Source organism: Hymenobacter artigasi (genome assembly GCF_012275535.1).
Classification (GTDB): Bacteria; Bacteroidota; Bacteroidia; order Cytophagales; family Hymenobacteraceae; genus Hymenobacter; species Hymenobacter artigasi.
This window is the reverse complement of sequence record NZ_JAAVTK010000008.1, coordinates 18,494-38,271: the sequence shown is the minus strand read 5'-3', so window position 1 is coordinate 38,271 and position 19,778 is coordinate 18,494. Positions and strand designations below refer to the sequence as shown.

The window sequence follows — 19,778 nt, the reverse complement described above, 5'->3', positions numbered from 1 at the left end:
ATGTTCGGCCTTGTAGATTGCAACAACTTCTACGTGAGTTGTGAGCGGGTATTTCAGCCGCGGCTGGAAGGGCGGCCGGTGGTTATTTTGAGCAACAACGACGGGTGCATCATTTCGCGCTCGGCCGAGGCGAAGGCGCTGGGGCTGAAAATGGGTGACCCTTATTTTCAGGTGAAGGAGCAACTGCGGCGGGAGCAAGTCCAGGTGTTCAGTTCAAACTACACGCTGTACGGGGATATGTCGCGGCGCGTGATGCACTATTTAGGGGCGTCGGTGCCGGGGGTAGAAATCTATTCCATTGATGAGGCATTTCTTGATTTGGGCGGCTTGGAGCAGCGGCTGACGCCGTACCTGGGCAACCTGACCGACCTGGCGCAACGGCTGCGGGTGGGCGTGAAAGCGCGCACCGGCATCCCGGTGTGCGTGGGCGTGGCCCCGACCAAGACGTTGGCCAAGCTGGCGAACCGGCTGGCCAAGAAAGATGCTGGCCTGGGTGGGGTGCTGTACCTGGACTCGGGGGCGCGGCGGGCCTGGGCGCTGGGGCAGGTGCCGGTGGGCGACGTGTGGGGCGTGGGGCGGCAGTACGCGCAGAAGCTCACGGCGGCGGGCATCGACTCGGCGGCCGACCTGTCGCGGGTATCGGAGGCCTGGGCGCGCAAGTTCCTGGGCGGCGTGGTGGGGGCGCGGCTGGTGCGGGAGCTGCAGGGCTACCCCTGCGCGGGGCTGGCCCCGAGCGAGGATGGCACGCTGCACCGGCAAAGCATCAGCTGCTCGCGCACGTTCGGGCGGCCGTTGCGGGAGCAGGCGTCGGTGCTGGGGGCGGTGTCGGCGTTCGTGGCGCGGGCGGCGGAGAAGCTGCGGCGGCAGGGCGACCTGGCCCATGTGTTGACGGTGTTCGTGAGCAAAAACCGGTTCGGGCCGGCGGCCGATGCGGGCAGCGGGCATTCGCGCTCGGCGGTGCTGACGCTACCGGTGCCCACCAGCGACACGCGGGAGCTGACGGCGCGGGCCGCGCAGCTGCTGGCCCGGCTCTGGGAGCCGGGGGCGGTGTACGTGAAGGCGGGCGTGGTGATGGCGGGGCTGGAAGCGCCGGGCGGCCAGCAGCTGGGCCTTTTCGGGGAGGCCGCGCCGTTGGCGGCGGGGGCGGCGGGGGAAGGCCGAAGCGCGCAGATGATGGCGGCGCTGGACGGGCTCAATGCACGCTTCGGGCGCGGGACGGTGCAGCTGGCGGCGGCGCTGGGGCCGAAGGGCGGCGGGCCGGTGCCCTGGCAGGGACAGGCGGCCTGGCGCACGCCGGCCTATACGACGCGGCTGGAAGATTTAATGATAGTCAAGTAGCTTTTTCGGGCTGGCTGAGGGCTGGCCTTTTCCTCACCCTTTTTCCTTTATTGAGATGCCACATTTTGTTCCGGACGCAGAGTCCATCACCGAGTTTTACGGCGCGTATGAGCAGCAGGGATGCAAATTTGAAGTAGTACCGGCACCCGAAATGGGCGGCTACGGGCTGCGGATGCGGCTCGGGGGAGGCGGTAACGTGTGGCCGATATTCCCACTGCCGCAGTCGGAAATGGACAGCGTGGAAGCGGCCGAACGGTGGCTGGCCCATCTGCGCGACCATGAACTGAGCTTGTTTTTTTCTTTGCGAAAAGCGGGGTAATCAGCACTTGCCTTCCACAAAAAGCCCCGGCAATTTGTGGGCTGGTCGGGGCCTACACGAGTACGCCAAGTGATGCCAGTGTGGATTGCTCCGTGATGTTCCTATCGGTTTGACGTTGTGATAAAAGCTCGTTTTGATAAGATATACTAAACGAGGGATTTATGCTGTTACCGTTGAAATCAATAACATATTCTGAACTTTTCATTGGAGCCGTTTTTCCACTGAAAGAAATTATTATTCGGGCTATATACCCTAAGCGTGCAAGTAAGGCTGTGGGGAAATAAATAGCTTTAGTAAAGTGGTGCGGCTCTCCGTGCACTATTGATAAGTTCAGCGAAGCATTGCGAGAGTTACTCCTGTACTCTTGACCGTTCATTGTATAATCTAAATGCCCCATTCCTGAAACTGTACGCCTATGTTCTGGTGAGTTTGATGCTCCTTGAAATACTCCCCCTACAACGATAATTCGATAGTAAAACCTTTCCTCATTGATAAAGGGCGAGAAGTTGAAGAACATGAATTCAATGCTTGTACTCAAGCCGTCCACATCAATTTGAGTGGCACCAGGCTTGATGTATGCTTCTAAACGCGGGAAACTTATGCGTTTCATCAAAGCCTCAACATAGTGATGAGGGGCAGGCTTATTCTGCCCATCAACCCTCATATAGTAGATGTTGCTTGTTTGATGGGGAGCATAAGGGCTTTCGTCAATCTCAAACACTGCAACTTGGCTATCAGATGTCGAAATTAACTGCACCCTTATCCCTAGGGGCAACGGAATGATTTTGTCAACTATTTTGCTGATTAACCAGTCCTTTTCAACAGTCAAAGGGACTTGCGTTAGGTCACCAACAAAAGCTTTTTCTCTGCGACCTGGTACTGAAACGCCAACCGGCGCACCCCAAATAAGTAGCCCACCGCTCGAATTTAAAAAAGCGGATATGCTTTCTATCACGCCTCTTAAAGAAGAATCAATCTGACTAGAAAGGCTACATGACTTGAATTCGATTTGGTCGGATTCCGTTTTTTCAGATGAAAAAAACTGTTGTACATCAGTGTACTCAAGTTCGGATAATGGCTTTCCTAGATAGGTTCGTGCGTATTCCATTAGTGAGATTTACTCGTTGGCTTTTGCAAGCAAGGTAGAAAATCATTTGGCACTGATGTATGCCTTTATCAGCCGCTCGTACTTTTTGCGGCCCTGCTCGATGAGGCCGGGGGCCGGCGTCACCTCGAACTGCCACACCTCGAACGGGCTCTTTTTTTGGACACCGATGATGATGAAGCGGGCGGCTCCTAACAAGTCGGAGTATAGGGCGGCCTGGCGGTCGTAGTCGTACTGCTCGATGGTGGCGACAAAGTGGGCGTAGTCCTGGGCGCTGGTGGTTTTGAAGTCCACGAGCACCACGCGGCCGGTTTTGGGGCTGGTTATCATCAGGTCGGGGCGCACTTTCACCGTGAGGCCAGTGGCCTCGTGGGTGGCAGTGTGGGTCTGCTCGGCCTGGCCCCGGTAAAGGAGGTCGCGGCAGAAGCGTTGGCGGCGCACGGCGGCGGCCAGGTCCTCAATCTGGGCCCACGGGACGCGCTGGGGGGTGCGCTGGTACTGGTCGGGCTCCAGCACCGCCGTGTGGAAATGGCTGCCGAAAGCGAGAGCCTGCGGGTTGGGTTGGCGGGTGATGCCGAGGGCGCGGTTTTTGGCTTCGGTCAGGTCGGTGTTGGAAATGTAGGGCAGGGCGCGGTGGGCTTCCTGCGTCAGGCCGGCGTGGTGGCGGTGGTTGGTGAACATTTGACAGTTGGCAATTAACAGTGAGCAATTGGCAGCCGGGGCTACTGGTAGTGGTCGATGATGCAGGCCAGGCGGCCGGATTCTTCAGCGCGGTGCAGCCAGATGTGGGAACCGCCGCAACCGACCTGGTAGGCCGGTTCGGGAAACAGGTTGCGCACGGCGGGGGCCAGGTCGCGTAGGTCAGGCAGCGGGGCGGTGGTGGCCAGCAGCTGGGCCAGCTCCAGCAGGCGGGCGGCCTCGGCGGGGGAGTTCGGGGTTTGCTCCTGGCGGAGCTCGGGGAGTTGCAGCATGAGAGTGGGAATGAATTGGTGAGGAATTGGCGCGGCTCGTCGTTTCGGGCGGTAGCTGGCGCTGTCCTTCGGTTGTCGTCGAAGGGGGCCGCCGGTTCGGACGGGGCCAGCGGTGGCGGTGCTGGCCCCGTCCGGTGGTTAGGCAGCCGCGGCCGGCGCGGCTTCGGCGGCCTGGCTTTCGCCGACCTGGCTTTCGCCGACCTGCGGTTCAAGCTGCAAAGGCTGCTCGTCGGGCTGGGGTACGGTGTAGCCGGCGCTGGTCTTGATGTCGGCCAGCCCGGTGTAGGTTTCGGCCCGCCAGATGGGGAAGTCGGCGGCGTAGTCGCGCAGGGCGGCTACCTCGGCCGGGGCGGCGGCTTCGTAGCTGAACTGGGCGATGTAATAGGTGGCCTTCTTGCCGTCCTTCGTCGTTTCCTTCTTCTCGGCCTGTACTTTCACCTTCACGTCGGCCAGGGTCAGGTCGTCGTAGAAAAGCGGCTCGATGAGGCGGTACAGGTTCTCGACGCTGTAGCCGTGGAACAGCACGGCGCAAACCGCGCCCTTCTCATCGACAAAGAACAATTCGGCCCACGTCTTGCGGCCCATGTTCAGAATGTCGTCCTGGAAGATGCGCCAAGCCAGCGGCACGAAGCTCAGCGAGCTGCCGAGCGGCGTGGTGCCGCCGATGTTGAACTGGCCGGCCTTTGCGTCGAACCGAATCTGGCGCGGGTGGCCAGCTAAGTAGCGGAAGCGGCTGGTTTCGGTGACTTCGCCGCTGTCCTCGTCCACGGTGGCCGTGAGGTAGGCGCGGGTGGGCTGCGGGGTAATGGTGAGGGTTGCGGCGGGCGCGGCTGTTGCAGCACCGGCGGCGGTCGTTTTGGGAGTTGCCATGGGGGCGGTGGTTGGGGGTTGAAAAAGTGGGGGCCGTTGGCGGCCGGCCCCCGATGGCCGGTGGTTTATTTGAATTGCTTGTCGTGACAGATGATGGCGCGGCCCACGATGGAATCCTGGCCCCTGGCTTCGGGCTGGTGCTGGTACCACAGGTAGGTGGCCAGCAGATTGAGGTAGGCCGGGTGGCGGAACTTGCCTTCGTCGTCGATTATCAGAATCAGCTCAGGCGTGAGGCGCACCACGTCGACCAGGCGGCAATCGAGCAGTTGGTACAATTCGGCCAGCTTGAAGCTGCGGCCGTTCTGGGGGCTGACCGGCTGCGGCGTGGCGCTGTGCGGGTCGAGCAAATGGGGCTGATAGGTTGTAGCGGTGCGGGGCATCGGTAAAGCAGTTTTGAGGGTTGAAAAGCCGGCTATTGGGGAGCGTAGGCCACGGTACCGGGATATGCGTGGGCGCTGGCGTGGAAAAGCCGCACGGCGGCGGCCAGCGCCTCGTAGCAGCTGCGGCCGGTGGCGTGGTACTGCGCGGGGCAGCCGGTGCCGGCCGGAGTGTGAATGGTGAGGTTGTAGCGGGTGCCCTGTGCGAAAGCGTAGCCGCTCACCGAGCAGCCGGGCAAGGGAAAGCAGGCGGCGGCAACCTGCGGGAAGCTGGGGGCGAAGCGAGCGGGCATGGCGGGGGCAGAAGGGGCCCGCGCTGCGGGGGCGCGGGCCGGTGACTACTGAATGGGGGTGCCGTACTTGGCGGCGTAAGCGGCGCGAACGGCTCGTTCGGCGGCGGCCCTAGGCGTGGCGTGGTAGGCAGCAGCGGCGGCTGCATAAGCGGCGCGGGCGGCCTGACGGTGACGGGCAGCGGCTAATAGCTTGCGGAAGCGCAGGGGGCCAAAGTCATTATCCCGAATTTCCCACAAAGCCCGGTCGGCGTAGTATTTGACGGACTGCACACGGGCCAGCACCTCGTAGGGCGTGAGCGGGGCCGGGGCCGGCAGGGTGGCCGCCCCCACGACGGGAGCGGCCGGGGCGCAGGCGCTAAGCAGCATGGCTGACCAGCTGGGGAGCGTGAACGTAGCAGCACCCGCACTGGCCTAGCGCGTCGCGCCCCTCCTGGCAGACGACGCAAACTATCTCGGGGGCCTGCTCGGCAAGGGCCAGCGGTGCGCCGCTAAGTGCCTGCTCGGCCGCCGACAACACGCGGGCGGCGTGGCCCTCGGCGGCCTCGGCCAGCATGACGACCCCGGCGGCCTGCTCTTTGGCGGCCTGCGCATAGTGCGCAACGGCGGCAGCAATGGCTGCGAAGGGGCACAAGTGGCCGCAGGAGAAGTGCGAAACCCAACCGTGCTCGGTGCCGGCCTGCGCGACGAAATAGTGGACTCCGTATTGGGTATGGGCAACGCTGCCGGTGATGCTGACGTGAACGCCGGAATGAAGTGCGGGACCACACCAGGCGGCGGCGGCCAGCTCTGCGAATTGGAAATGGGTAAACATGACCTGTAAGAATTAGGTGGTGGTATGCGCGTGCGGTGCTGGCTGGGCCCAACCTGCGCCGCTGGCGCGTGGCGCGCAAGCCTCTCTTGCGCTACTATACAAATATACGGAAAATAGTCGGATTAGATACGCTATTATACAATAAAATTTACTATATTGTAGAATAAAATACAGATGAAAGCCGTATCTTTGGGTATGGAAAATGTGCAAAAATGGGTGGTGGCCGTGGTGGGCAGCCGGGGCGTGACAACCTGCCCGGCGCTGTTGGCCCGGCTTGATGCCCTACTGGCCGCCGGTGCGCTGGGCCAGGTGGTGAGCGGCGGGGCGGCGGGCGTGGACCGCATGGCGGCCCGGTGGGCCGGGGGTGCGGGCGTGGGGCTGCTGGAACTGCTGCCCGACTACCGCGCCCACGGCCAGGCCGCGCCGCTGGTGCGCAATGCGGCCATAGTGGCGGCGGCTGATGTGGTGCTCGTGGTGTGGGACGGGCAAAGCCGGGGCACCCTGGACGCCGCCCGCAAAGCCGCCAGGACGGGCAAGCGGGTGGAATGGCTAGGTGCGCCGGCCCCTGGCACGGTGCCGGTACCGGGTGGCCTGGGGCTGTGAGGCCTGCCCCACCAGGGCCGGCGGTGGCCGCGATGCCCGACCCAACAAACCACTAGATGCCCCTGGCCAGGGGGTGCGGGGGCCGGCCGTGAGGCCCCCGGTGCGCGCGTAGCCGCACCATACGCCCGAAGGGCACCTTATGAGGGCGTAGCGGCCGTTTTCCGGCTGCGGAGCCCGAGGCAATGCAGAGTGAAACAGAGCATATTCCGGGGGTGCGGGGGACTCCCCGCTGGATGCCTGCCCGCAGGGCTCCTAATTCAGCCAGGGGCCGCTGCTGCCGCTTTGGGAGCCTGCGCAGCTGCCGGCCGCGCCCTGGCTTTATTTCTGCCGAATCTGACGTTGCTCCAGTGGGCTTTGGGTTGGTGGGTTGGAAGGCTGAACCCGACCAACGTGAGTGGTTCAGCCGGGGAACGACAACGCCGCTTGCTGCTACTGCCGCTTGTGCTGCTGGTATTTGGGACCGGGTGGAAAGAGGCCGGGCGAATGGAGGGACGGGCTGCCGGCAAGCGGAGGTACGGAGCGCAGTCCGGCCGCTCGGCCCGGAATGAGGTGGGCCGGAGCGGAGGTTTGCGGTAGGGGCGGCTGGCTGACCAACGGGAAGCGTGCGGCCCCGCTGACGGTGCTTCTGTGGCTTCCTGGTGACTGGTGGCGGGTGGGGAGAGGCTGGCCGACCATGGGGAGGTGGGCCGGGGTGGTGGGTATCGGTAGGGGTGGCTGGCTGACTAACGGGAAGCGGGCCGGCCCGTAGGCGGTGGTACTGCAGCTTCCCTGAATCGGGAGTAGGCGGGTGGGTAGAGCGCGGGACGGGGCGAAGCGTCGGGGCGGAGGGCCCATAGTGAGCGAGGGAACGACCAACGGGAGAGAGGGAGTGAACGGAGGGCTCCGTAGCCCCGATGCGAAGCCGCGGCCGGCGCGGGCGGTGGGCATCGGTAGGGGCTGGCGGCACCTTTTGGGGTGTGGCCTGACCCGCTGCCGGGCTGTTGCCGGAGAGGCACTGAGTAGCTGCTGAAATGCGCAAAGGATGGGAAGGGCGCGACCAAAGGGAGCGGTGCGCAGCACGGAAGCGAAGCGCACCCCTGGACAGCCTGCCCCCCGGAGCGACCAGCGGGAGCGGAGGGGATGCGCTCAAAATAATCCTATATTCTGGATGCAGATAAAATCATGGCCATAATGTGCGCTTTAGCGTAAATTTGTATCAAAGCGCAGTTCATCCTTTAACCTTTAGCAAGCCATGTTATTCAGCAGCTCAAAACTTGGTCACATTGGCCAGATAATCAGTACCGGCGCAGTCTGGGAAATCGGTACCTCGGCCTTCACCCCGCCGACTGCTACCGAGATTGAAACCTTCGTGCACGTCGTGATTCAGGTGGTGGTGGGCATCGTGACGATTTATGCGACCGTGCGCAAGATGTTCCAGAAGCCGGAAACGGTGGTGAAGCTGCCGGCGGTGGGGGCAGTTGTGGGACCGCCGGTGTCGTCGGCTGCTGCTGCCGAGGCCTCCCCTACTGATGCTGGCCATGTCGCCGAGTAAGCCCGCATCCGCTGGGGCCGCGCTACAGCCGCGGCGGTGGGTGCCGGTGCTGACGCCCGCGCAGCTGCAACGCCAGGCCGCCCGGTTGCACCAAGCGGTGCCGAGTCTGGCGGCGGCTTATTCGGATGCGCTGCGTCGGTGGATGGGTGACCCGGTGCTGCGGCTGGTTGGGCTGCCCATCATTACGGAGTGCTACCGGAGTCCGGAGCGTCAGGATGAGCTATATGAGCAAGGGCGCAGCAAGCCGGGGCCGGTGGTGACCTACAAGCGGGGGGGCGAATCCAACCACAACAAGGTGCCCACGCCGGCGCTGGACGTGGCCTTTCTGCTGGCCGACGGGTCGGTATCGTGGTCGGCGCTGCTACTCTCCAAGTTTGCCCGGCTGATGAAGGCGGCCGATGCGCGGGTGCATTGGGGCGGCGACTGGCCGGGGTTCAAGGACCGGCCGCATTTCGAGGTCTTGGGCTGACACCGCAAGCCTTTTTTCTTTCACCTTTTAACCCATTTTACTGATGAAGCTCTGGCAAATACTCGTTCACGCGGCGGTTAGCGTGGTTCTGCAGCTCGTGGATAAGAAGCGCGACCAAGCCGGCAAGTAGCTGGCTGCTGTACTACTGGCACAAACAACGGGGCCAGCTGGCCGGGCATGATGCTCGACTGGCTGGCCCCATTAGGTTTATGCCTGTTCTGAATTGCGGTCCCGTTCTTCAGGCAGGCGGCAAAGGTGATATGAGAGCTTGAGAATGAAAAGATAGTAGCCCCACTGGCTGAGGGTAGCCAGACGATTCTTAAGCAATTCTGGACCAACGGCAACCAACTCAGACGAGGGAAACCAAAATGGTCGGTCGAGCAAGGCCACGCACTCGGGCAAGCCGCCGGGACTTGCGGGCAGATAAAAGACGTTGGTGAGCAGTTGGCCCCGCAACTCTTTTTCAATGTTCTGCAGCTTCGTCTTAATCGTAGCAGGTTTCAGCGCTTGCGTTTGAAACTTACGCGTGAGGGCAGCGGTAAAATCCGCCAGTGGCACCAACGGAACGAAACCAACTTCTTTGGGCACGTTGCGTGGGTTGCCAACTACGTCCACGTCGCAGGTATTGGCGATGAGCAAGGCGTTGGTGTAGCCCTTGGTGAATATAGCTGGCCCGGATTGCCAGACGGGCAGACGAATCGACGGCAACAGGTCGCCCTGCAACAAGTAATCAGATACGCCCGTCGCGAAGAAATCATTGTACAGCTTGGGAGTCGTTGCTACCGACTCGCCAAACTGGCTTAACCCTTGGGTGATGCGGTCTTTTTCCGTGTCGGATAGGAACGCCGGGAAAAGCCGCGCTACTTCCGTTACGTCAAATGCCATGCGCTCTGGGTGCCTAGTTCGTGCTGGGATGCGCTTAGCGCATGCCTGGAATAAGCGAATGAGTCTGGGCCAAAGCCAATTCGTCGACCAGGTCGCTAAGGACATCATACTCAATACCCGCGAGGGGGCGCGAACCCTGGAACATGGTTGCAGCAACTCCCGCCACGACGGGGCTATCGGACGTGAGCTGAAAATGCTCGGCGGGTTGATGAGCAACGGAGGCTTCGCACGGAGCCGAAGGCGTACGCGTTAAGAAAAGCGCCGGCAACTTCTCAAGGTCGATGTAGCAACCGCCGGCGGGCAAAGTACGCAGCATGTCACCGAGCCACTGGGGGCCGGGGCCAGCCACTGCCATTTCCTCACTGCGGCTTTTGTATAAGCTGCTGGTAATGGGGTTGTGGGTGACGGGCAGGTCGAGAGCTTGGGAAGAGAACATAGGATTAGGCGATGCTTGATTTGAACTTGGACGAAGCGACGCTCATAAATGCAGCGCGAGCAGCTGCGTGGGCCTTGGTGGCCAGCGCAAGCTCATCGGCGTCATCAGAATCAGGCGTGGTAGTGGCGTTGCATTCCAATACTACGCGGGTGAGGGTCCCGGGTTGGCCGACCAGGACTCTGGTTTGTAAGGTAACGGTGGTGGTTGGAGGAAAATGAAAATGGCTTTGCGCTGCGTGACCAGCATCTTGCGCCCCGGCTAGCTCGGTGAGCTGAGGTAGATGGGAAAGGTAGTCGTGAGCAACTTCACCCGGCTCCAAGTCAAACTCATTGATGTAGGCCATTTGCGCGGCGCGCAACTCCTGCTTAATGGCTAACTGTTTGTAGATGGGCAGGTAGTGGTTAACAAGTTCCGAGAGGAAAACCTCCCAACCCGGATAGGGTTTCAGGCAGTTGAAGGACAACACGCCAACACCGATTATGATGGCGTAGCCAGTCGTTTCATTGCGCAAAACCATCGATGGATGGCCTTTGCTAAGCTCGTGTTTTATGGAGTCGGGGTCGCCGCTGGTGTCAACTCGAATTGTTAATTCGAACGGTTGCTGTCCTTGGGAAGTAAAACCATCCTGCTTCAGGGTTGTGTAGAAACGGTGAAAATATTCTACGGGCGGTTCAGAATGTGCCGAGTCGACCTCATAGCGAAAGGCACACAAGGCTTCACGCAAGAAGTGGTTCTGAAATTCCATAGAAGCCGGAGCGGGGCGAAAGGATTAAGAGCGAAAAACCGAATACAACGAACTGCTTAACTCACTTTCGCTCGTTGCAGTTACGTAAAAAGAACCGCACATATCAACAAACGTTGCGGCAATTATTCGCAAATGTAGAGCAAATACTTCGAGCGGCCTATAGCCAGCCTGCGGCGAGGTGCAAATATACGTCAACCACTATTCTGCGCACAACGGTGAATTTTACCCGAATACCGCCCCCCGCAAATGCCACATATGTAGCCAGCCGCGTTCCGGCCACTCGTACCGGTTGGAGACTGGTGGATTATGCTTCCGCACGCAGGGGCGACTGCGCCGCCAGCTCGTCCACAATCCGCATGGTTTCAACACTGACGGTGCAGACACGGGCCAGCAGGTCGGTAAACTGGGTGGTGAGGTCTGCGAAGCGGTAGGCATCGAAGTGGGCACGGATAGTGGGGTCTTTGGGGGTTCGCTCCTTATACTGTTCAAGCACCCAATCCAGGGCCGAGCGGTTGCCGAGGCGGTACCGCCAGGCGGCTTCGGGGATACCGGTGAGGGCATCGGCATCGGTGAGCAAAATGCTGCCTTCGGCGGGGTTAGCTTTGAGTCGGGGCTTTATGTGACCTTTGGGTGCCAGCGCCACGGTGGTCAGGGGGTATGGAGCTGCAGTTTCATAGTTGAGATGCAACGCCAGCAACTGACGCCCCGCCGTGGCCCAAGCGGCGAAATCGGGGTAGAAGGGCAAACGCGGAAAGTCCTGCTTCAGATTCTGGGCGTAGGCGGCGCGGTAGTGCGGGTCATGCAGCACGGCGTAAGCATAGTGAAAAATTTGTTCCCCGCTGATGCTGATGTCGCCGTAGTGTGTGCGGAATTGGGCCAAGCCCCAGGCAGTGATGTTGGGTTGCTTGTCGCCATTTTTATTGTAAGAGTAAAGAGGAATGCACTGGGTTTTTTCAAGAAAGTCCAAACTAGTGAGTCTATCAGTAGCTAATGCTTGGAATGGTTTACTACTGCCTGCACCGCTAATATTCAGTATATGTGATTCTCCAAAGCTTTTACCGAATAACCCAGCTTCATCTATAAAAAGAGAAGAGTGATATAACTGGTGCGTATTGAAAGGCCGATAGTTGAAGCTCTTTACGCGACTTGCATCAAAACTTTCTCTTTCGCCCTTTTTAAATTTTACTTTCAAGTTTCTCGACCATTTGACTGAAAGGTCGAATTCCTTACTTGGTTCCTGCTTTGCAAATACTTTTGAAAAGTATTGCATCTTGGCCGAAACAGCCTCAGCTGTCATACCAATTACCCATTCATCGCGGTTGGTGCTCATACCAGTTGCATAGCGCCGAAACAAAGCCCGCTCTCCCGCAATACTTTTAGCGCCTTTCGTTTCCTTATCAATCAGCGGCACCAGACTTTCCCAATCGTTATTTGTTAGCCCCAGCCAGTTGCCCTTTGTATCGGGCTTAATGCGGTCGAAATCGACTGCTCTGAATTTAGTTTCGTGCAGGAAGGTGAGTTTATCGACGGCTGTTTCTAAAGCGGGGCGGCCGGCGTAGTAGATTTTGGCAAGCTGATTTTTCTTTTTAGGCTGTTTGATGAAAAAAGCCATAGCCACGCCAGCTTGGATGCCAAACACGTTGTGCTTGGTACCTGAGAGTTTGGGGTTAGAGCGCACATCACCCCCAAGGTCAACAAGATAGATGTCCGAAAATTCGTCACCAACCGATTTGCGGAAGCCGTCGAAGATTCCTTTATGAATAAAGCTGCTATTAGTGATAAATGCCAATACACCTTTGTCATCCAATCGGTCGGACGCCCATCGGATAAATCGGACGTAAGGGTCGTAAAGCTTAGTTTTTTGAGCCTTGCTCCGGTTTATATAAGTTTCCTTTACTCGCTTGTCTACGTCAGGGTACTTACGATTCTTGTTGTTATCGTTCTCACTTTTCTGGTTGGCGTTGTAGGGCGGGTTGCCGATTATGACGGAGATTTCGCGTTCGTTCTGGCGCTTAATGCGCTGGGCATTTTCGAGGCCTAGACCGAAGCTCAGGCCGAGTTGCCCGCGCCGGGTTTTCTGAAAGCCCACGTTGTCGAGTGTATCCACGAAGCAGATGTTATGAAACTCTGCGTAGTCGCCCATCTTCTGCTTGTAGGTGTATTCGATGTTGAGGTTGGCGATATAATAAGGCAGAATGGCTACCTCGTTGGCGTAGAGCTCATGCTGGTATTTATGGGCCAAATTTTTCTTGGGCAGGTATTCCAGCAGCTCGGTGATGAATGTGCCGGTGCCGGTGGCGGGGTCAAGAATTTCGACACCCTTGTCGCCGAGCGTTTTGCCGAAGTGCTCATACGTGAGGTAATCGGTGCTTTCAATCATGAAGCGCACCACCTCGTTGGGCGTGTACACGATGCCGAGGCGGTCGGCCCCCTTGGGGTTGTAGGCCTTATAAAAATTCTCGTACACCACCTTCAGAAATTTCTGCTTCTCCTTGTGGCTGGCAATGCCCGAGGCCTGGGCGTTTATCACGTCGAAGAAGGGGCGGATGCGCTCCAGGGTATCGCGCCTGGTGGGGCCGGTGAAGAAGGTATTGATGACCTGCTCCAACTCGTGGGCAATGTTGTTTTCACGGTGAAACTGCGTCTCATCGAACACCCGGTTAAAGATGTCTTCAGTGAGAATGTGCTGAATCATCATCTCACGCGCCTCGCTGGCCCCGAATTCGGGGTTGATACTGTTCTGGCCCAGCACCACGAAATCGGCGAGTTTACTCTTGAATTTGACGTTGGTTTTTTCGGCCTTCTCAATCACCTTACGCAGACTGTCGACTACACCGGGCAACTCCTGTCGAAAATGCTCGATGGCACGCCGGAAGGTGCGAACTTCAGGCCGCTCGTAATTAAGAAACTGTAGGAGCAGCCGGTCAGTGGCAGCGTCGTCGTCGAGCAGCACGCGGCCGGCCTCGCTGCCCGCCTGAATGAGCACCAGCGTGCGCGAGTCTTCAAACAGAATATTATCCTGAGGGTAACCTTTAGCGAATTTCTTCTGGATTTCCTCGTCTAGGTCGTCGTCCGTATCCTTTGCCTCCCAGTACCCCCAACTCAGGCGCAGGGCATCTTTGACAGTACCATCGGGAGCTACGCGCTTGCCTTTGGGAGTGAGATAATCCAACTCCGGCACGAGCAGGAAGTCTTTCTGGCGGCAATACTCATTGAGCAAGCTTTGAAATGCTCCCCGAATGGCGGTTTCCTTGGAGCTGCCCCCGTACTGAATGAGTTGAGCAATTTCGTTTTGGTAGCGTTGGACAGCTTGGCGGGACATGAGGTAGTTGGAGCAGTGACTGGAAGTGGCGAAAGGACAGCGTAGTCGGTGGCCGATAAGTGAGAGACTTTTGCCGGCTGCTAGCTCGGAAAGGTAGCAAGGTCAACGACAACTTTGCGGTTGACCTTGCTACTGTGCACCAATTTGTTTGTGCGGGGTTATGTATTGTTAAGGGCATAGGATGTGGGCTCGTCGTGGGTGATGGTGAGGGTGCTGGGCTTAACTAGGGCCGCAGTGGTGGCAGGGATGTGAAGGCCCCGGCCCTCGAATGACCGTTGGAACTGGGCGAAATCGTAGGCGACGAAGGCCAGGCCCTGGGCCTGCTTCAACTCGTTGAGAAACTGCTTCTGGTCATCGCGTAGGGTGTCGCGGCCGGCTTTGACTTCGACACCGAGGAATACGCCGTCGGCGAGGCGGAAGCCGATGATGTCGGGCACACCGTTGCAGCCCTGGGGGTTTTTCCGCCAGCGGCCGGTTTCGGGGTCGTAGATGCCGCTGGTGTTCTGGCGCCATACTTTGAAGCCGTGTTTGGTGAGGTAGGCAATGATGGCGCTGGTAATCTCGCCGGCTTTGAGGGTGCCGAAATCGAGCGGTAGCTGGTCGTGTTTGCGGGCAATCATGGGCTGTCTGGGGCTACTCGGGGCGGTATTTTTCCATCAGGCGGGCATCTTCGGCCCGGTGGCGCTTGTCGATGAGCTTCTGGGCCCCGGGGTTGGCTTTCCAGTCCGGGCGGGGCTTGCGTTCGGTGGCCTGGCGGGCTTCGGCGCGCTGGCGCTCGGCTTCCTCGGGGGTGATGAGGCCGCGGCGGGCCCTAGCTTTGGTGATGGTGAGCTTCTGGCGCAGGCCTTCGGCGTTGGGGTGGTCGGCGGGAATCTGCTGGGCCACGTTTTCGAGCATCCGGGGGGCGGCTTCGCCCAACAGCTTCACGTCGGCGGCCTGCTGGCTGGTACCGGTGGCTTTCTGGTCGAGGTGGCGGTTTTCGAGGTAGCTAGCCTTGCGGGTGAAATACTCCTGGATAAGGCGGTAAAGGGTGCTCACGTCCATCGCCTGGTAGAATTTGGTGCCGAGGGTACGGGCCTCCTTCAACGCCAGAATAATATCCTTCAGGCTATCGTGGGTGTAGGTGTGGGCCAGCGTGTCGGCCAGCTCCAGAATGTCGGCGGCATCGGGCTTGTCGGGCACGCGCAGCGAGTCGATGAAGGCGCGCAGCACAACGACCAGCAACTTGATGAGCACGGCTTCGCCCAAGCGGTGGCGCAGCTGGAACAGCTTGGGCGCGGCCGTGGCCTGGGCCACGGTGAGGCCGATGGACACTTCGGCCAGCAGAGCGCGGGCCTCGGGGCTGGCGGTGCTGGCCAACTCACGTATCGTACTTGGACCGGTAGCCAGTTCGAGCAAAGAGTGTTCCGGGGTCGGTGCCGGGCTGGCCAGGCTGGTGGGGCTGGGTGCCGGGTGCGAGTTTGAGTCGGTTGTCAGATGCATCGTTGAGCATGAATTTTTTGGAGGTAGCGACCCAATCGCGGCGCAGGGGCGGCAGGCCGGTTTTCTTGTCGCGCCAGTTGTCGACGAGCTGGTGGTAGTGGCGCAGGTCGGTCAGGGCGTAATCGGTGCCGGCGAAGGCGGCGGTAAAGGCCTCGAAGTCGTAGATGGCGGCCTGGCGGAATGGGAGCTCAGGCAGCGGGGCGCGCCGACGGGACTCGTCGCGGGCGGCGGTGGCAGCTGCGCGGATGGTGTCGGCCTGTACCCCTTTTTTCTTTGGCGCAAGTTTCTTTTTTGGGGCTGCGCCTGGGGGCGGCTGCTCAGTATCGAGCACCTGCGCTTCTGACAGCCCTTCTCCGGGAAACCTCTCCCCTATTTTTTTTTGCGGAGCGGCGGCGCTGTTTTGATGTACTGTTTTAATACTTTCTGTTTTATCATATAAGGAGTGTTCGGGCACTTCTGCCCCCGATAAACTGCCTACCGGGGGCACTTCTGCCCCAAGCGGTTCGGGCACTTCTGCCCCTGATAGGCCACTTTTACCGGGGGCACTTTTGCCCCTGGTAGCGGTTTTTACTTCGGGCAGTTTTGCCCCCGATAAGTCGGTGAGGTAGCAGCGGCTGGGCTGGTGGCGGGAATGGCTGGGCTGGTAGGTGAGCAAGTCCCACGCTTCGAGGTCGCGCAGGGTGGCGCGGTAGGTGCGCTCGTTGCCAATGTGCGCGGCCTGCATGGCGGCGGCGTGGTCGAGGGCGAGGCCGCGTTCAAAGAAGCCAGCATTCCACGCGAAAAACAGGGCCCAATACAGGCTGACGTGATGCGGCGTGGCCGCCGGCTGCTGGGCCAGCTGGTAGTGGGCGGCGCGGGTGTGCTGAATAAAATTCACGGCTGGCCGCCCTCCGGTGCGCGGGGTGTCCGGCCGGCTTCGTAGTCGGCGATGAACTGAAAGAAGAGCTCAGGAATGGTGGGCACTAGGGCGTTGCCAGCGGCTTTGAGGGTGTTGCGGGCCCAATGGCGCGGGTCTTTTTGCCGGTGGCCCGAATCTGCTGGCGCACCTGTTTCATCTCGGCTTCCGTCAGGTCGCACCAAGTGGCAGGGAAGCCCATCATCTCCAGGACAAAGCGGGGGTTGAGTAAATACCCATCCCATTCCGTGGTCATCGTCGGCAGCAACCGGTTCGTTGTCTCGGCCGCCAGACCGGAGGCTTTCGCCTTCCGGAGCCGGGACGAGTAAGCCGCCGGGTTGGCCGCGTCGTTGGCTATCGGGGTCGGGAGCAGCTTCACCGCCAAGGCCAGCGGCATCCCGCCCTGGGCGTAGGGCCGGCGGCGCTGGTACTGGCTGTCGGTGGTGGGCGTGGGCAACAAGCCAAACCCGGTCGCGCCGGTGCGGGGCGTCGACGGCGCAAGCTGGAAGTACAAGCGGCCAGACTTCAAAACCTTCGGCTTCCAGGTCAGCCAGCACACCTTCGAGGCCCAACGTGAGGTGGCCAGCAACGTTTTCACCAACAAACCAGCGGGGCCGGCACTGTGCAAGAAGCCGGCGCACTTCCGGCCAGAGCCAACGGTCATCCGCCGGGCCCCGGCGCTTCCCGGCATAGCTGGCGGGCTGGCAAGGGTAGCCGGCGGAAATAATGTCAACTCGGGGCGGGTGGTGGACATCGTAGATGTTCAGGTACTGGTGGGCGTGGGGAAAGTGCTTGCGGCTGACGGCGTTGCAGAATGGGTCTATCTCGCAGGTCCAGGCGGTGCGGATGCCGACGCGCCGGGCGGCCAGGGCGAAGCCGCCAATGCCGTTGCAAAGGGCTCCGTGGGTAAGGATGGCCGAACTCATGCGGCGGCGCGGTGGTAGCGCCGGGGGTAGGCATCGAGGACGGAGCGGCGGAACCCCCAATCTTTCTCGTTGAGCCGGACGCCGGCAATGCGGCCGGTGCGGCGGGCGCGTAGCAAGGCCTCCGCGCACAGGCCGATGTACTCGGCGGCGGCTTTGGTGCTCAGCACTTCGTCGGACTTGGCGGTGGTGGCCAGGGCGCGGGCCTGCTCGGCGGCTTCGAGGCGGGCCAGCCGCTCAGTCAGTTCCTGCCAGTCGGTTGCGGATAGGATAACAGCGGGCTGCATGGCTATTCGGAGGCGGCTAGTTGGCGGGTGCGTTCCTCGGCCTGGCGGCGGCGCGTGAACTCGGCTTCGGCTACTTCCAAAAACGCCTCCACTACTTCCCGGCGCTGGCTCCGGCCGTGGATGGTCTGGTAGATACCGGCGCGACTGGCCTTAACACCCCTGTCGGTCAGCAGTTTGAGGACGTCTTTCACCGACTGATTGCGCGGGCCTAACCGGTCATAAATGTCGCGCAAAGTGGGGTTGGCGCTTGTATTATGTTCCATGTTGTTTGTAATTGTGTATATTTGTACTGGTAATCAATGCCCCTGTTGGACAAAAATACACCCACTAAAGCGCAATAATTACGCTTTGTTACAAATAATATGGACCTAGCCAACGCCGCCAGCAGCCGTATTGAGGCCTGGCTTACCCATAAAGGCCTGAATGCCAATTCAGCATCGCAGAAGCTGGGGTATGCAAATTCCAGCAAAATGTACAAAATCTTACAAGGCACCAGCCCTGGTTTTGAAACGCTGGTGGAATTTCTGAAGGTGTGGCCTGACCTGTCGCCGGACTGGCTGCTACTTGGGAATGGACCGATGGCACGCGGTGAGGCGGCGGATGCACCCAATCGTTCATTATCACTACAGCAGGTTGTGCGCGGTGATAAGGTGGTCGTGGTGACGGTGGACGACAAGGGCAATGAAAACACCGTGCTGGTGCCTATTCCCGCACAGGCAGGGTACTCAATGGCGCACAACGAAGCGGTGTATCTGCAGCAATTCGGCACCTACAAAATCCCGGGCTTTGAGCGGGGCGAGTTCCGGGCGTTTGAGGTGGCCGGCGACAGCATGGCCCCGACGATTAATCACCGCGACGTGGTAGTAGCCTCGCGGGTGGAAGAGCTGCGCTTGTTGGAGCCGGGCGAGGTGTATGTGGTGGTCACGGCCGAATCGGTGATGCTTAAGCGCATCAAGAATAGGCTGCGGTCACACGATGTGGAGGTGATGCTGTATTCGGATAACGCCCACCGGCTGCCCTACGGCATGGAAACCCGCGACATCATCGAGCTATGGCGCGTGCGGGGCTACGTCTCCAGCTACATCCCGAGTGCGCCGGATGTGACGGTGGAACGGCTGTGGGAAGTCATCGAGCAGCTGGGCTTTGACCGGGGCGAGGTGCGGAGGCATTTAATTGAAAACGCCCCCTCTGACGCCCCCCATTGAAATAATGACGCCGCTACCAAGTGAGTAAGCGGCTGATAATAGAGTGTTTACCGTGCCTTTCGGAACTGTGGTTGTATCACCCTACGGACTACTAAAAAGGCCTTCGCAGCAATGTGAAGGCCTTTTTTATTGTGCCCAATAGCATCACTGGTAATGGCTGAGCGAAGGTTACACTGCTCATGCGGCTTCAATTGTGCCAACTGATACGAAGCACGAAATGCCGCAGCGCTTCAAAAATCGTTTTTAGTTGCGATGAGTGACAGCTTTTCCGGCAGAGCGGCGCCGTTGCTGCGTAAAATCAGGTGCCGGGTCTTTGAACACCTCCCCTAACACGCACAAAAAAATCCTCGCCTGGCACGGACGAGGATTTTTTGAACATATATAAGGGCATGTCCCTGGGGCTGGGTTACCGCTTGCGTTGCAGGCCCGTTTTGTAGCCGTACCAGTAGTATTGTTCGTCGGAGCTGCCGGCAGATTGGGCATTAGCCTGGGCCTGGGCGATTTCGGCATTCATTGCCGCGTTGAAATCGGGCGTGCCGTAGCCGTACTGGGCAGCGGCCGCGTCGCCGAAAGACATACCGTCGGCCATGCCTTCGTAGAAAAACTCATTGTCCGGGAATGCAACCCGGACCGCCGTGGTGGTGGGTGCCAGCGCCGCCGCGCTGGCCGAGGAGGCATAACCGCCGGCCAACAGCGTCACGAGCGAGAGAACCATGCTTGCTTTTTTCATAGGGGTAAATGAAAAAGGAATGTGGAAAATTGCGCCCCGGTCAGGGAGAGCGAGGGCAAAACACGCCGGTCTAGAAGCTAAATAAAAGGACAATGCTTGTGCATTTCAGACATGCTACTTAGCTAATATTCAATCAAATAACACAAATACATACTAATAGAAACCTGTTTTAAGGTATTTC

General features: G+C 59.7%; 25 protein-coding genes and 1 pseudogene. 6 read left to right on the top strand and 20 right to left on the bottom strand.

The window, feature by feature from the left end:
- Together HBN54_RS23860 and HBN54_RS13740 are read left to right on the top strand one after the other, a co-directional pair.
- Positions 1 to 1,338 (top strand): Y-family DNA polymerase, encoded by a 1,338-nt coding sequence (locus HBN54_RS23860; RefSeq protein WP_168673795.1) that lies wholly within the window; start codon positions 1 to 3, stop codon positions 1,336 to 1,338.
- Between the two features lie 55 nt (positions 1,339 to 1,393).
- Positions 1,394 to 1,657: a hypothetical protein gene (locus HBN54_RS13740; RefSeq protein ID WP_168673794.1), complete on the top strand. Its 264-nt coding sequence runs from the start codon at positions 1,394 to 1,396 to the stop codon at positions 1,655 to 1,657.
- Between the two features lie 52 nt (positions 1,658 to 1,709).
- Here HBN54_RS13740 and HBN54_RS13735 read toward each other — a convergent pair whose 3' ends face one another.
- The 8 genes from HBN54_RS13735 to HBN54_RS13700 form a co-directional block, all read right to left on the bottom strand.
- Positions 1,710 to 2,765: an AlbA family DNA-binding domain-containing protein gene (locus HBN54_RS13735; RefSeq protein ID WP_168673793.1), complete on the bottom strand. Its 1,056-nt coding sequence runs from the start codon at positions 2,763 to 2,765 to the stop codon at positions 1,710 to 1,712.
- 42 nt (positions 2,766 to 2,807) lie between these two features.
- Entirely contained in the window at positions 2,808 to 3,443 is a 636-nt protein-coding gene (locus tag HBN54_RS13730; RefSeq protein ID WP_168673792.1) for a PD-(D/E)XK nuclease-like domain-containing protein, read from the bottom strand.
- A 41-nt stretch (positions 3,444 to 3,484) separates the two neighbouring features.
- A complete protein-coding gene (locus HBN54_RS13725) occupies positions 3,485 to 3,733 on the bottom strand; it encodes a hypothetical protein (RefSeq protein ID WP_168673791.1) in 249 nt (82 codons plus the stop codon).
- Positions 3,734 to 3,871: 138 nt separating this feature from the next.
- The gene (locus tag HBN54_RS13720) at positions 3,872 to 4,603 is read right to left on the bottom strand and encodes a hypothetical protein (protein WP_235955533.1); all 732 of its coding nucleotides are present in this window, start codon (positions 4,601 to 4,603) and stop codon (positions 3,872 to 3,874) included.
- A gap of 65 nt (positions 4,604 to 4,668) precedes the next feature.
- On the bottom strand, positions 4,669 to 4,983 hold the full coding sequence (locus HBN54_RS13715) for a DUF3846 domain-containing protein (RefSeq protein WP_168673790.1): 315 nt from the start codon (positions 4,981 to 4,983) through the stop codon (positions 4,669 to 4,671).
- A gap of 32 nt (positions 4,984 to 5,015) precedes the next feature.
- A complete protein-coding gene (locus HBN54_RS13710; RefSeq protein ID WP_168673789.1) occupies positions 5,016 to 5,273 on the bottom strand; it encodes a hypothetical protein in 258 nt (85 codons plus the stop codon).
- A gap of 45 nt (positions 5,274 to 5,318) precedes the next feature.
- The gene (locus HBN54_RS13705) at positions 5,319 to 5,639 is read right to left on the bottom strand and encodes a hypothetical protein (RefSeq protein ID WP_168673788.1); all 321 of its coding nucleotides are present in this window, start codon (positions 5,637 to 5,639) and stop codon (positions 5,319 to 5,321) included.
- A complete protein-coding gene (locus tag HBN54_RS13700) occupies positions 5,629 to 6,084 on the bottom strand; it encodes a hypothetical protein (protein WP_168673787.1) in 456 nt (151 codons plus the stop codon). Before HBN54_RS13700 ends, HBN54_RS13705 begins: the two co-directional genes overlap by 11 nt.
- A 195-nt stretch (positions 6,085 to 6,279) precedes the next feature.
- On the opposite strand from HBN54_RS13700, the gene HBN54_RS13695 reads away from it, so the two are divergent.
- The 3 genes from HBN54_RS13695 (at position 6,280) to HBN54_RS13685 (ending at position 8,687) form a co-directional block, all read left to right on the top strand.
- Positions 6,280 to 6,687 carry an SLOG family protein gene (locus HBN54_RS13695; protein ID WP_168673786.1) on the top strand — a complete coding sequence of 136 codons (408 nt, stop codon included), beginning with the start codon at positions 6,280 to 6,282 and terminating at the stop codon, positions 6,685 to 6,687.
- A gap of 1,231 nt (positions 6,688 to 7,918) precedes the next feature.
- Positions 7,919 to 8,218 (top strand): hypothetical protein, encoded by a 300-nt coding sequence (locus HBN54_RS13690; protein WP_168673785.1) that lies wholly within the window; start codon positions 7,919 to 7,921, stop codon positions 8,216 to 8,218.
- Entirely contained in the window at positions 8,205 to 8,687 is a 483-nt protein-coding gene (locus HBN54_RS13685; RefSeq protein ID WP_168673784.1) for a M15 family metallopeptidase, read from the top strand. The genes HBN54_RS13690 and HBN54_RS13685 overlap by 14 nt, the downstream gene beginning before the upstream one ends.
- A gap of 207 nt (positions 8,688 to 8,894) precedes the next feature.
- Here HBN54_RS13685 and HBN54_RS13680 read toward each other — a convergent pair whose 3' ends face one another.
- The 11 genes and pseudogenes from HBN54_RS13680 to HBN54_RS13635 all read right to left on the bottom strand — a co-directional run bounded on the left by HBN54_RS13680 (position 8,895) and on the right by HBN54_RS13635 (position 17,925).
- The gene (locus HBN54_RS13680) at positions 8,895 to 9,572 is read right to left on the bottom strand and encodes a hypothetical protein (RefSeq protein ID WP_168673783.1); all 678 of its coding nucleotides are present in this window, start codon (positions 9,570 to 9,572) and stop codon (positions 8,895 to 8,897) included.
- A gap of 34 nt (positions 9,573 to 9,606) precedes the next feature.
- Complete coding sequence (locus HBN54_RS13675) at positions 9,607 to 10,008, bottom strand: hypothetical protein (RefSeq protein WP_168673782.1); 402 nt, start codon at positions 10,006 to 10,008, stop codon at positions 9,607 to 9,609.
- Between the two features lie 4 nt (positions 10,009 to 10,012).
- On the bottom strand, positions 10,013 to 10,753 hold the full coding sequence (locus tag HBN54_RS13670) for a TIGR04255 family protein (protein ID WP_168673781.1): 741 nt from the start codon (positions 10,751 to 10,753) through the stop codon (positions 10,013 to 10,015).
- Between the two features lie 304 nt (positions 10,754 to 11,057).
- On the bottom strand, positions 11,058 to 14,075 hold the full coding sequence (locus HBN54_RS13665; protein WP_168673780.1) for a type ISP restriction/modification enzyme: 3,018 nt from the start codon (positions 14,073 to 14,075) through the stop codon (positions 11,058 to 11,060).
- Between the two features lie 158 nt (positions 14,076 to 14,233).
- The gene (locus HBN54_RS13660) at positions 14,234 to 14,695 is read right to left on the bottom strand and encodes a VRR-NUC domain-containing protein (RefSeq protein WP_168673779.1); all 462 of its coding nucleotides are present in this window, start codon (positions 14,693 to 14,695) and stop codon (positions 14,234 to 14,236) included.
- A 13-nt stretch (positions 14,696 to 14,708) separates the two neighbouring features.
- A complete protein-coding gene (locus HBN54_RS13655) occupies positions 14,709 to 15,473 on the bottom strand; it encodes a hypothetical protein (RefSeq protein WP_235955532.1) in 765 nt (254 codons plus the stop codon).
- Entirely contained in the window at positions 15,436 to 16,434 is a 999-nt protein-coding gene (locus HBN54_RS13650; protein WP_168673778.1) for a hypothetical protein, read from the bottom strand. The genes HBN54_RS13655 and HBN54_RS13650 overlap by 38 nt, the downstream gene beginning before the upstream one ends.
- An 85-nt stretch (positions 16,435 to 16,519) precedes the next feature.
- Positions 16,520 to 16,909, bottom strand: a complete 390-nt coding sequence (locus tag HBN54_RS23560) for a hypothetical protein (RefSeq protein WP_235955531.1) — start codon at positions 16,907 to 16,909, stop codon at positions 16,520 to 16,522.
- 37 nt (positions 16,910 to 16,946) lie between these two features.
- Positions 16,947 to 17,378, bottom strand: a pseudogene (locus tag HBN54_RS24140) (DNA cytosine methyltransferase); the annotation flags it as partial.
- Positions 17,375 to 17,662 carry a DNA-binding protein gene (locus HBN54_RS13640; protein WP_168673776.1) on the bottom strand — a complete coding sequence of 96 codons (288 nt, stop codon included), beginning with the start codon at positions 17,660 to 17,662 and terminating at the stop codon, positions 17,375 to 17,377. The gene HBN54_RS13640 and the pseudogene HBN54_RS24140, both read right to left, overlap by 4 nt.
- A 2-nt stretch (positions 17,663 to 17,664) precedes the next feature.
- The gene (locus tag HBN54_RS13635; RefSeq protein ID WP_168673775.1) at positions 17,665 to 17,925 is read right to left on the bottom strand and encodes a hypothetical protein; all 261 of its coding nucleotides are present in this window, start codon (positions 17,923 to 17,925) and stop codon (positions 17,665 to 17,667) included.
- A 207-nt stretch (positions 17,926 to 18,132) separates the two neighbouring features.
- On the opposite strand from HBN54_RS13635, the gene HBN54_RS13630 reads away from it, so the two are divergent.
- A complete protein-coding gene (locus HBN54_RS13630) occupies positions 18,133 to 18,867 on the top strand; it encodes a S24 family peptidase (RefSeq protein WP_235955529.1) in 735 nt (244 codons plus the stop codon).
- A gap of 406 nt (positions 18,868 to 19,273) precedes the next feature.
- On the opposite strand, the gene HBN54_RS13625 is transcribed toward HBN54_RS13630, so the two are convergent.
- Complete coding sequence (locus HBN54_RS13625) at positions 19,274 to 19,597, bottom strand: hypothetical protein (protein WP_168673773.1); 324 nt, start codon at positions 19,595 to 19,597, stop codon at positions 19,274 to 19,276.
- Positions 19,598 to 19,778: the final 181 nt, after the last annotated feature.

Bases quoted from the DNA above. Each gene is read 5' to 3' on its own strand.
- HBN54_RS23860 (WP_168673795.1), top strand. From the start codon at position 1: ATGTTCGGCCTTGTAGATTGCAACAACTTCTACGTGAGTTGTGAGCGG.
- HBN54_RS13740 (WP_168673794.1), top strand. From the start codon at position 1,394: ATGCCACATTTTGTTCCGGACGCAGAGTCCATCACCGAGTTTTACGGC.
- HBN54_RS13735 (WP_168673793.1), bottom strand. From the start codon at position 2,765: ATGGAATACGCACGAACCTATCTAGGAAAGCCATTATCCGAACTTGAG.
- HBN54_RS13730 (WP_168673792.1), bottom strand. From the start codon at position 3,443: ATGTTCACCAACCACCGCCACCACGCCGGCCTGACGCAGGAAGCCCAC.
- HBN54_RS13725 (WP_168673791.1), bottom strand. From the start codon at position 3,733: ATGCTGCAACTCCCCGAGCTCCGCCAGGAGCAAACCCCGAACTCCCCC.
- HBN54_RS13720 (WP_235955533.1), bottom strand. From the start codon at position 4,603: ATGGCAACTCCCAAAACGACCGCCGCCGGTGCTGCAACAGCCGCGCCC.
- HBN54_RS13715 (WP_168673790.1), bottom strand. From the start codon at position 4,983: ATGCCCCGCACCGCTACAACCTATCAGCCCCATTTGCTCGACCCGCAC.
- HBN54_RS13710 (WP_168673789.1), bottom strand. From the start codon at position 5,273: ATGCCCGCTCGCTTCGCCCCCAGCTTCCCGCAGGTTGCCGCCGCCTGC.
- HBN54_RS13705 (WP_168673788.1), bottom strand. From the start codon at position 5,639: ATGCTGCTTAGCGCCTGCGCCCCGGCCGCTCCCGTCGTGGGGGCGGCC.
- HBN54_RS13700 (WP_168673787.1), bottom strand. From the start codon at position 6,084: ATGTTTACCCATTTCCAATTCGCAGAGCTGGCCGCCGCCGCCTGGTGT.
- HBN54_RS13695 (WP_168673786.1), top strand. From the start codon at position 6,280: ATGGAAAATGTGCAAAAATGGGTGGTGGCCGTGGTGGGCAGCCGGGGC.
- HBN54_RS13690 (WP_168673785.1), top strand. From the start codon at position 7,919: ATGTTATTCAGCAGCTCAAAACTTGGTCACATTGGCCAGATAATCAGT.
- HBN54_RS13685 (WP_168673784.1), top strand. From the start codon at position 8,205: ATGTCGCCGAGTAAGCCCGCATCCGCTGGGGCCGCGCTACAGCCGCGG.
- HBN54_RS13680 (WP_168673783.1), bottom strand. From the start codon at position 9,572: ATGGCATTTGACGTAACGGAAGTAGCGCGGCTTTTCCCGGCGTTCCTA.
- HBN54_RS13675 (WP_168673782.1), bottom strand. From the start codon at position 10,008: ATGTTCTCTTCCCAAGCTCTCGACCTGCCCGTCACCCACAACCCCATT.
- HBN54_RS13670 (WP_168673781.1), bottom strand. From the start codon at position 10,753: ATGGAATTTCAGAACCACTTCTTGCGTGAAGCCTTGTGTGCCTTTCGC.
- HBN54_RS13665 (WP_168673780.1), bottom strand. From the start codon at position 14,075: ATGTCCCGCCAAGCTGTCCAACGCTACCAAAACGAAATTGCTCAACTC.
- HBN54_RS13660 (WP_168673779.1), bottom strand. From the start codon at position 14,695: ATGATTGCCCGCAAACACGACCAGCTACCGCTCGATTTCGGCACCCTC.
- HBN54_RS13640 (WP_168673776.1), bottom strand. From the start codon at position 17,662: ATGCAGCCCGCTGTTATCCTATCCGCAACCGACTGGCAGGAACTGACT.
- HBN54_RS13635 (WP_168673775.1), bottom strand. From the start codon at position 17,925: ATGGAACATAATACAAGCGCCAACCCCACTTTGCGCGACATTTATGAC.
- HBN54_RS13630 (WP_235955529.1), top strand. From the start codon at position 18,133: ATGTACAAAATCTTACAAGGCACCAGCCCTGGTTTTGAAACGCTGGTG.
- HBN54_RS13625 (WP_168673773.1), bottom strand. From the start codon at position 19,597: ATGAAAAAAGCAAGCATGGTTCTCTCGCTCGTGACGCTGTTGGCCGGC.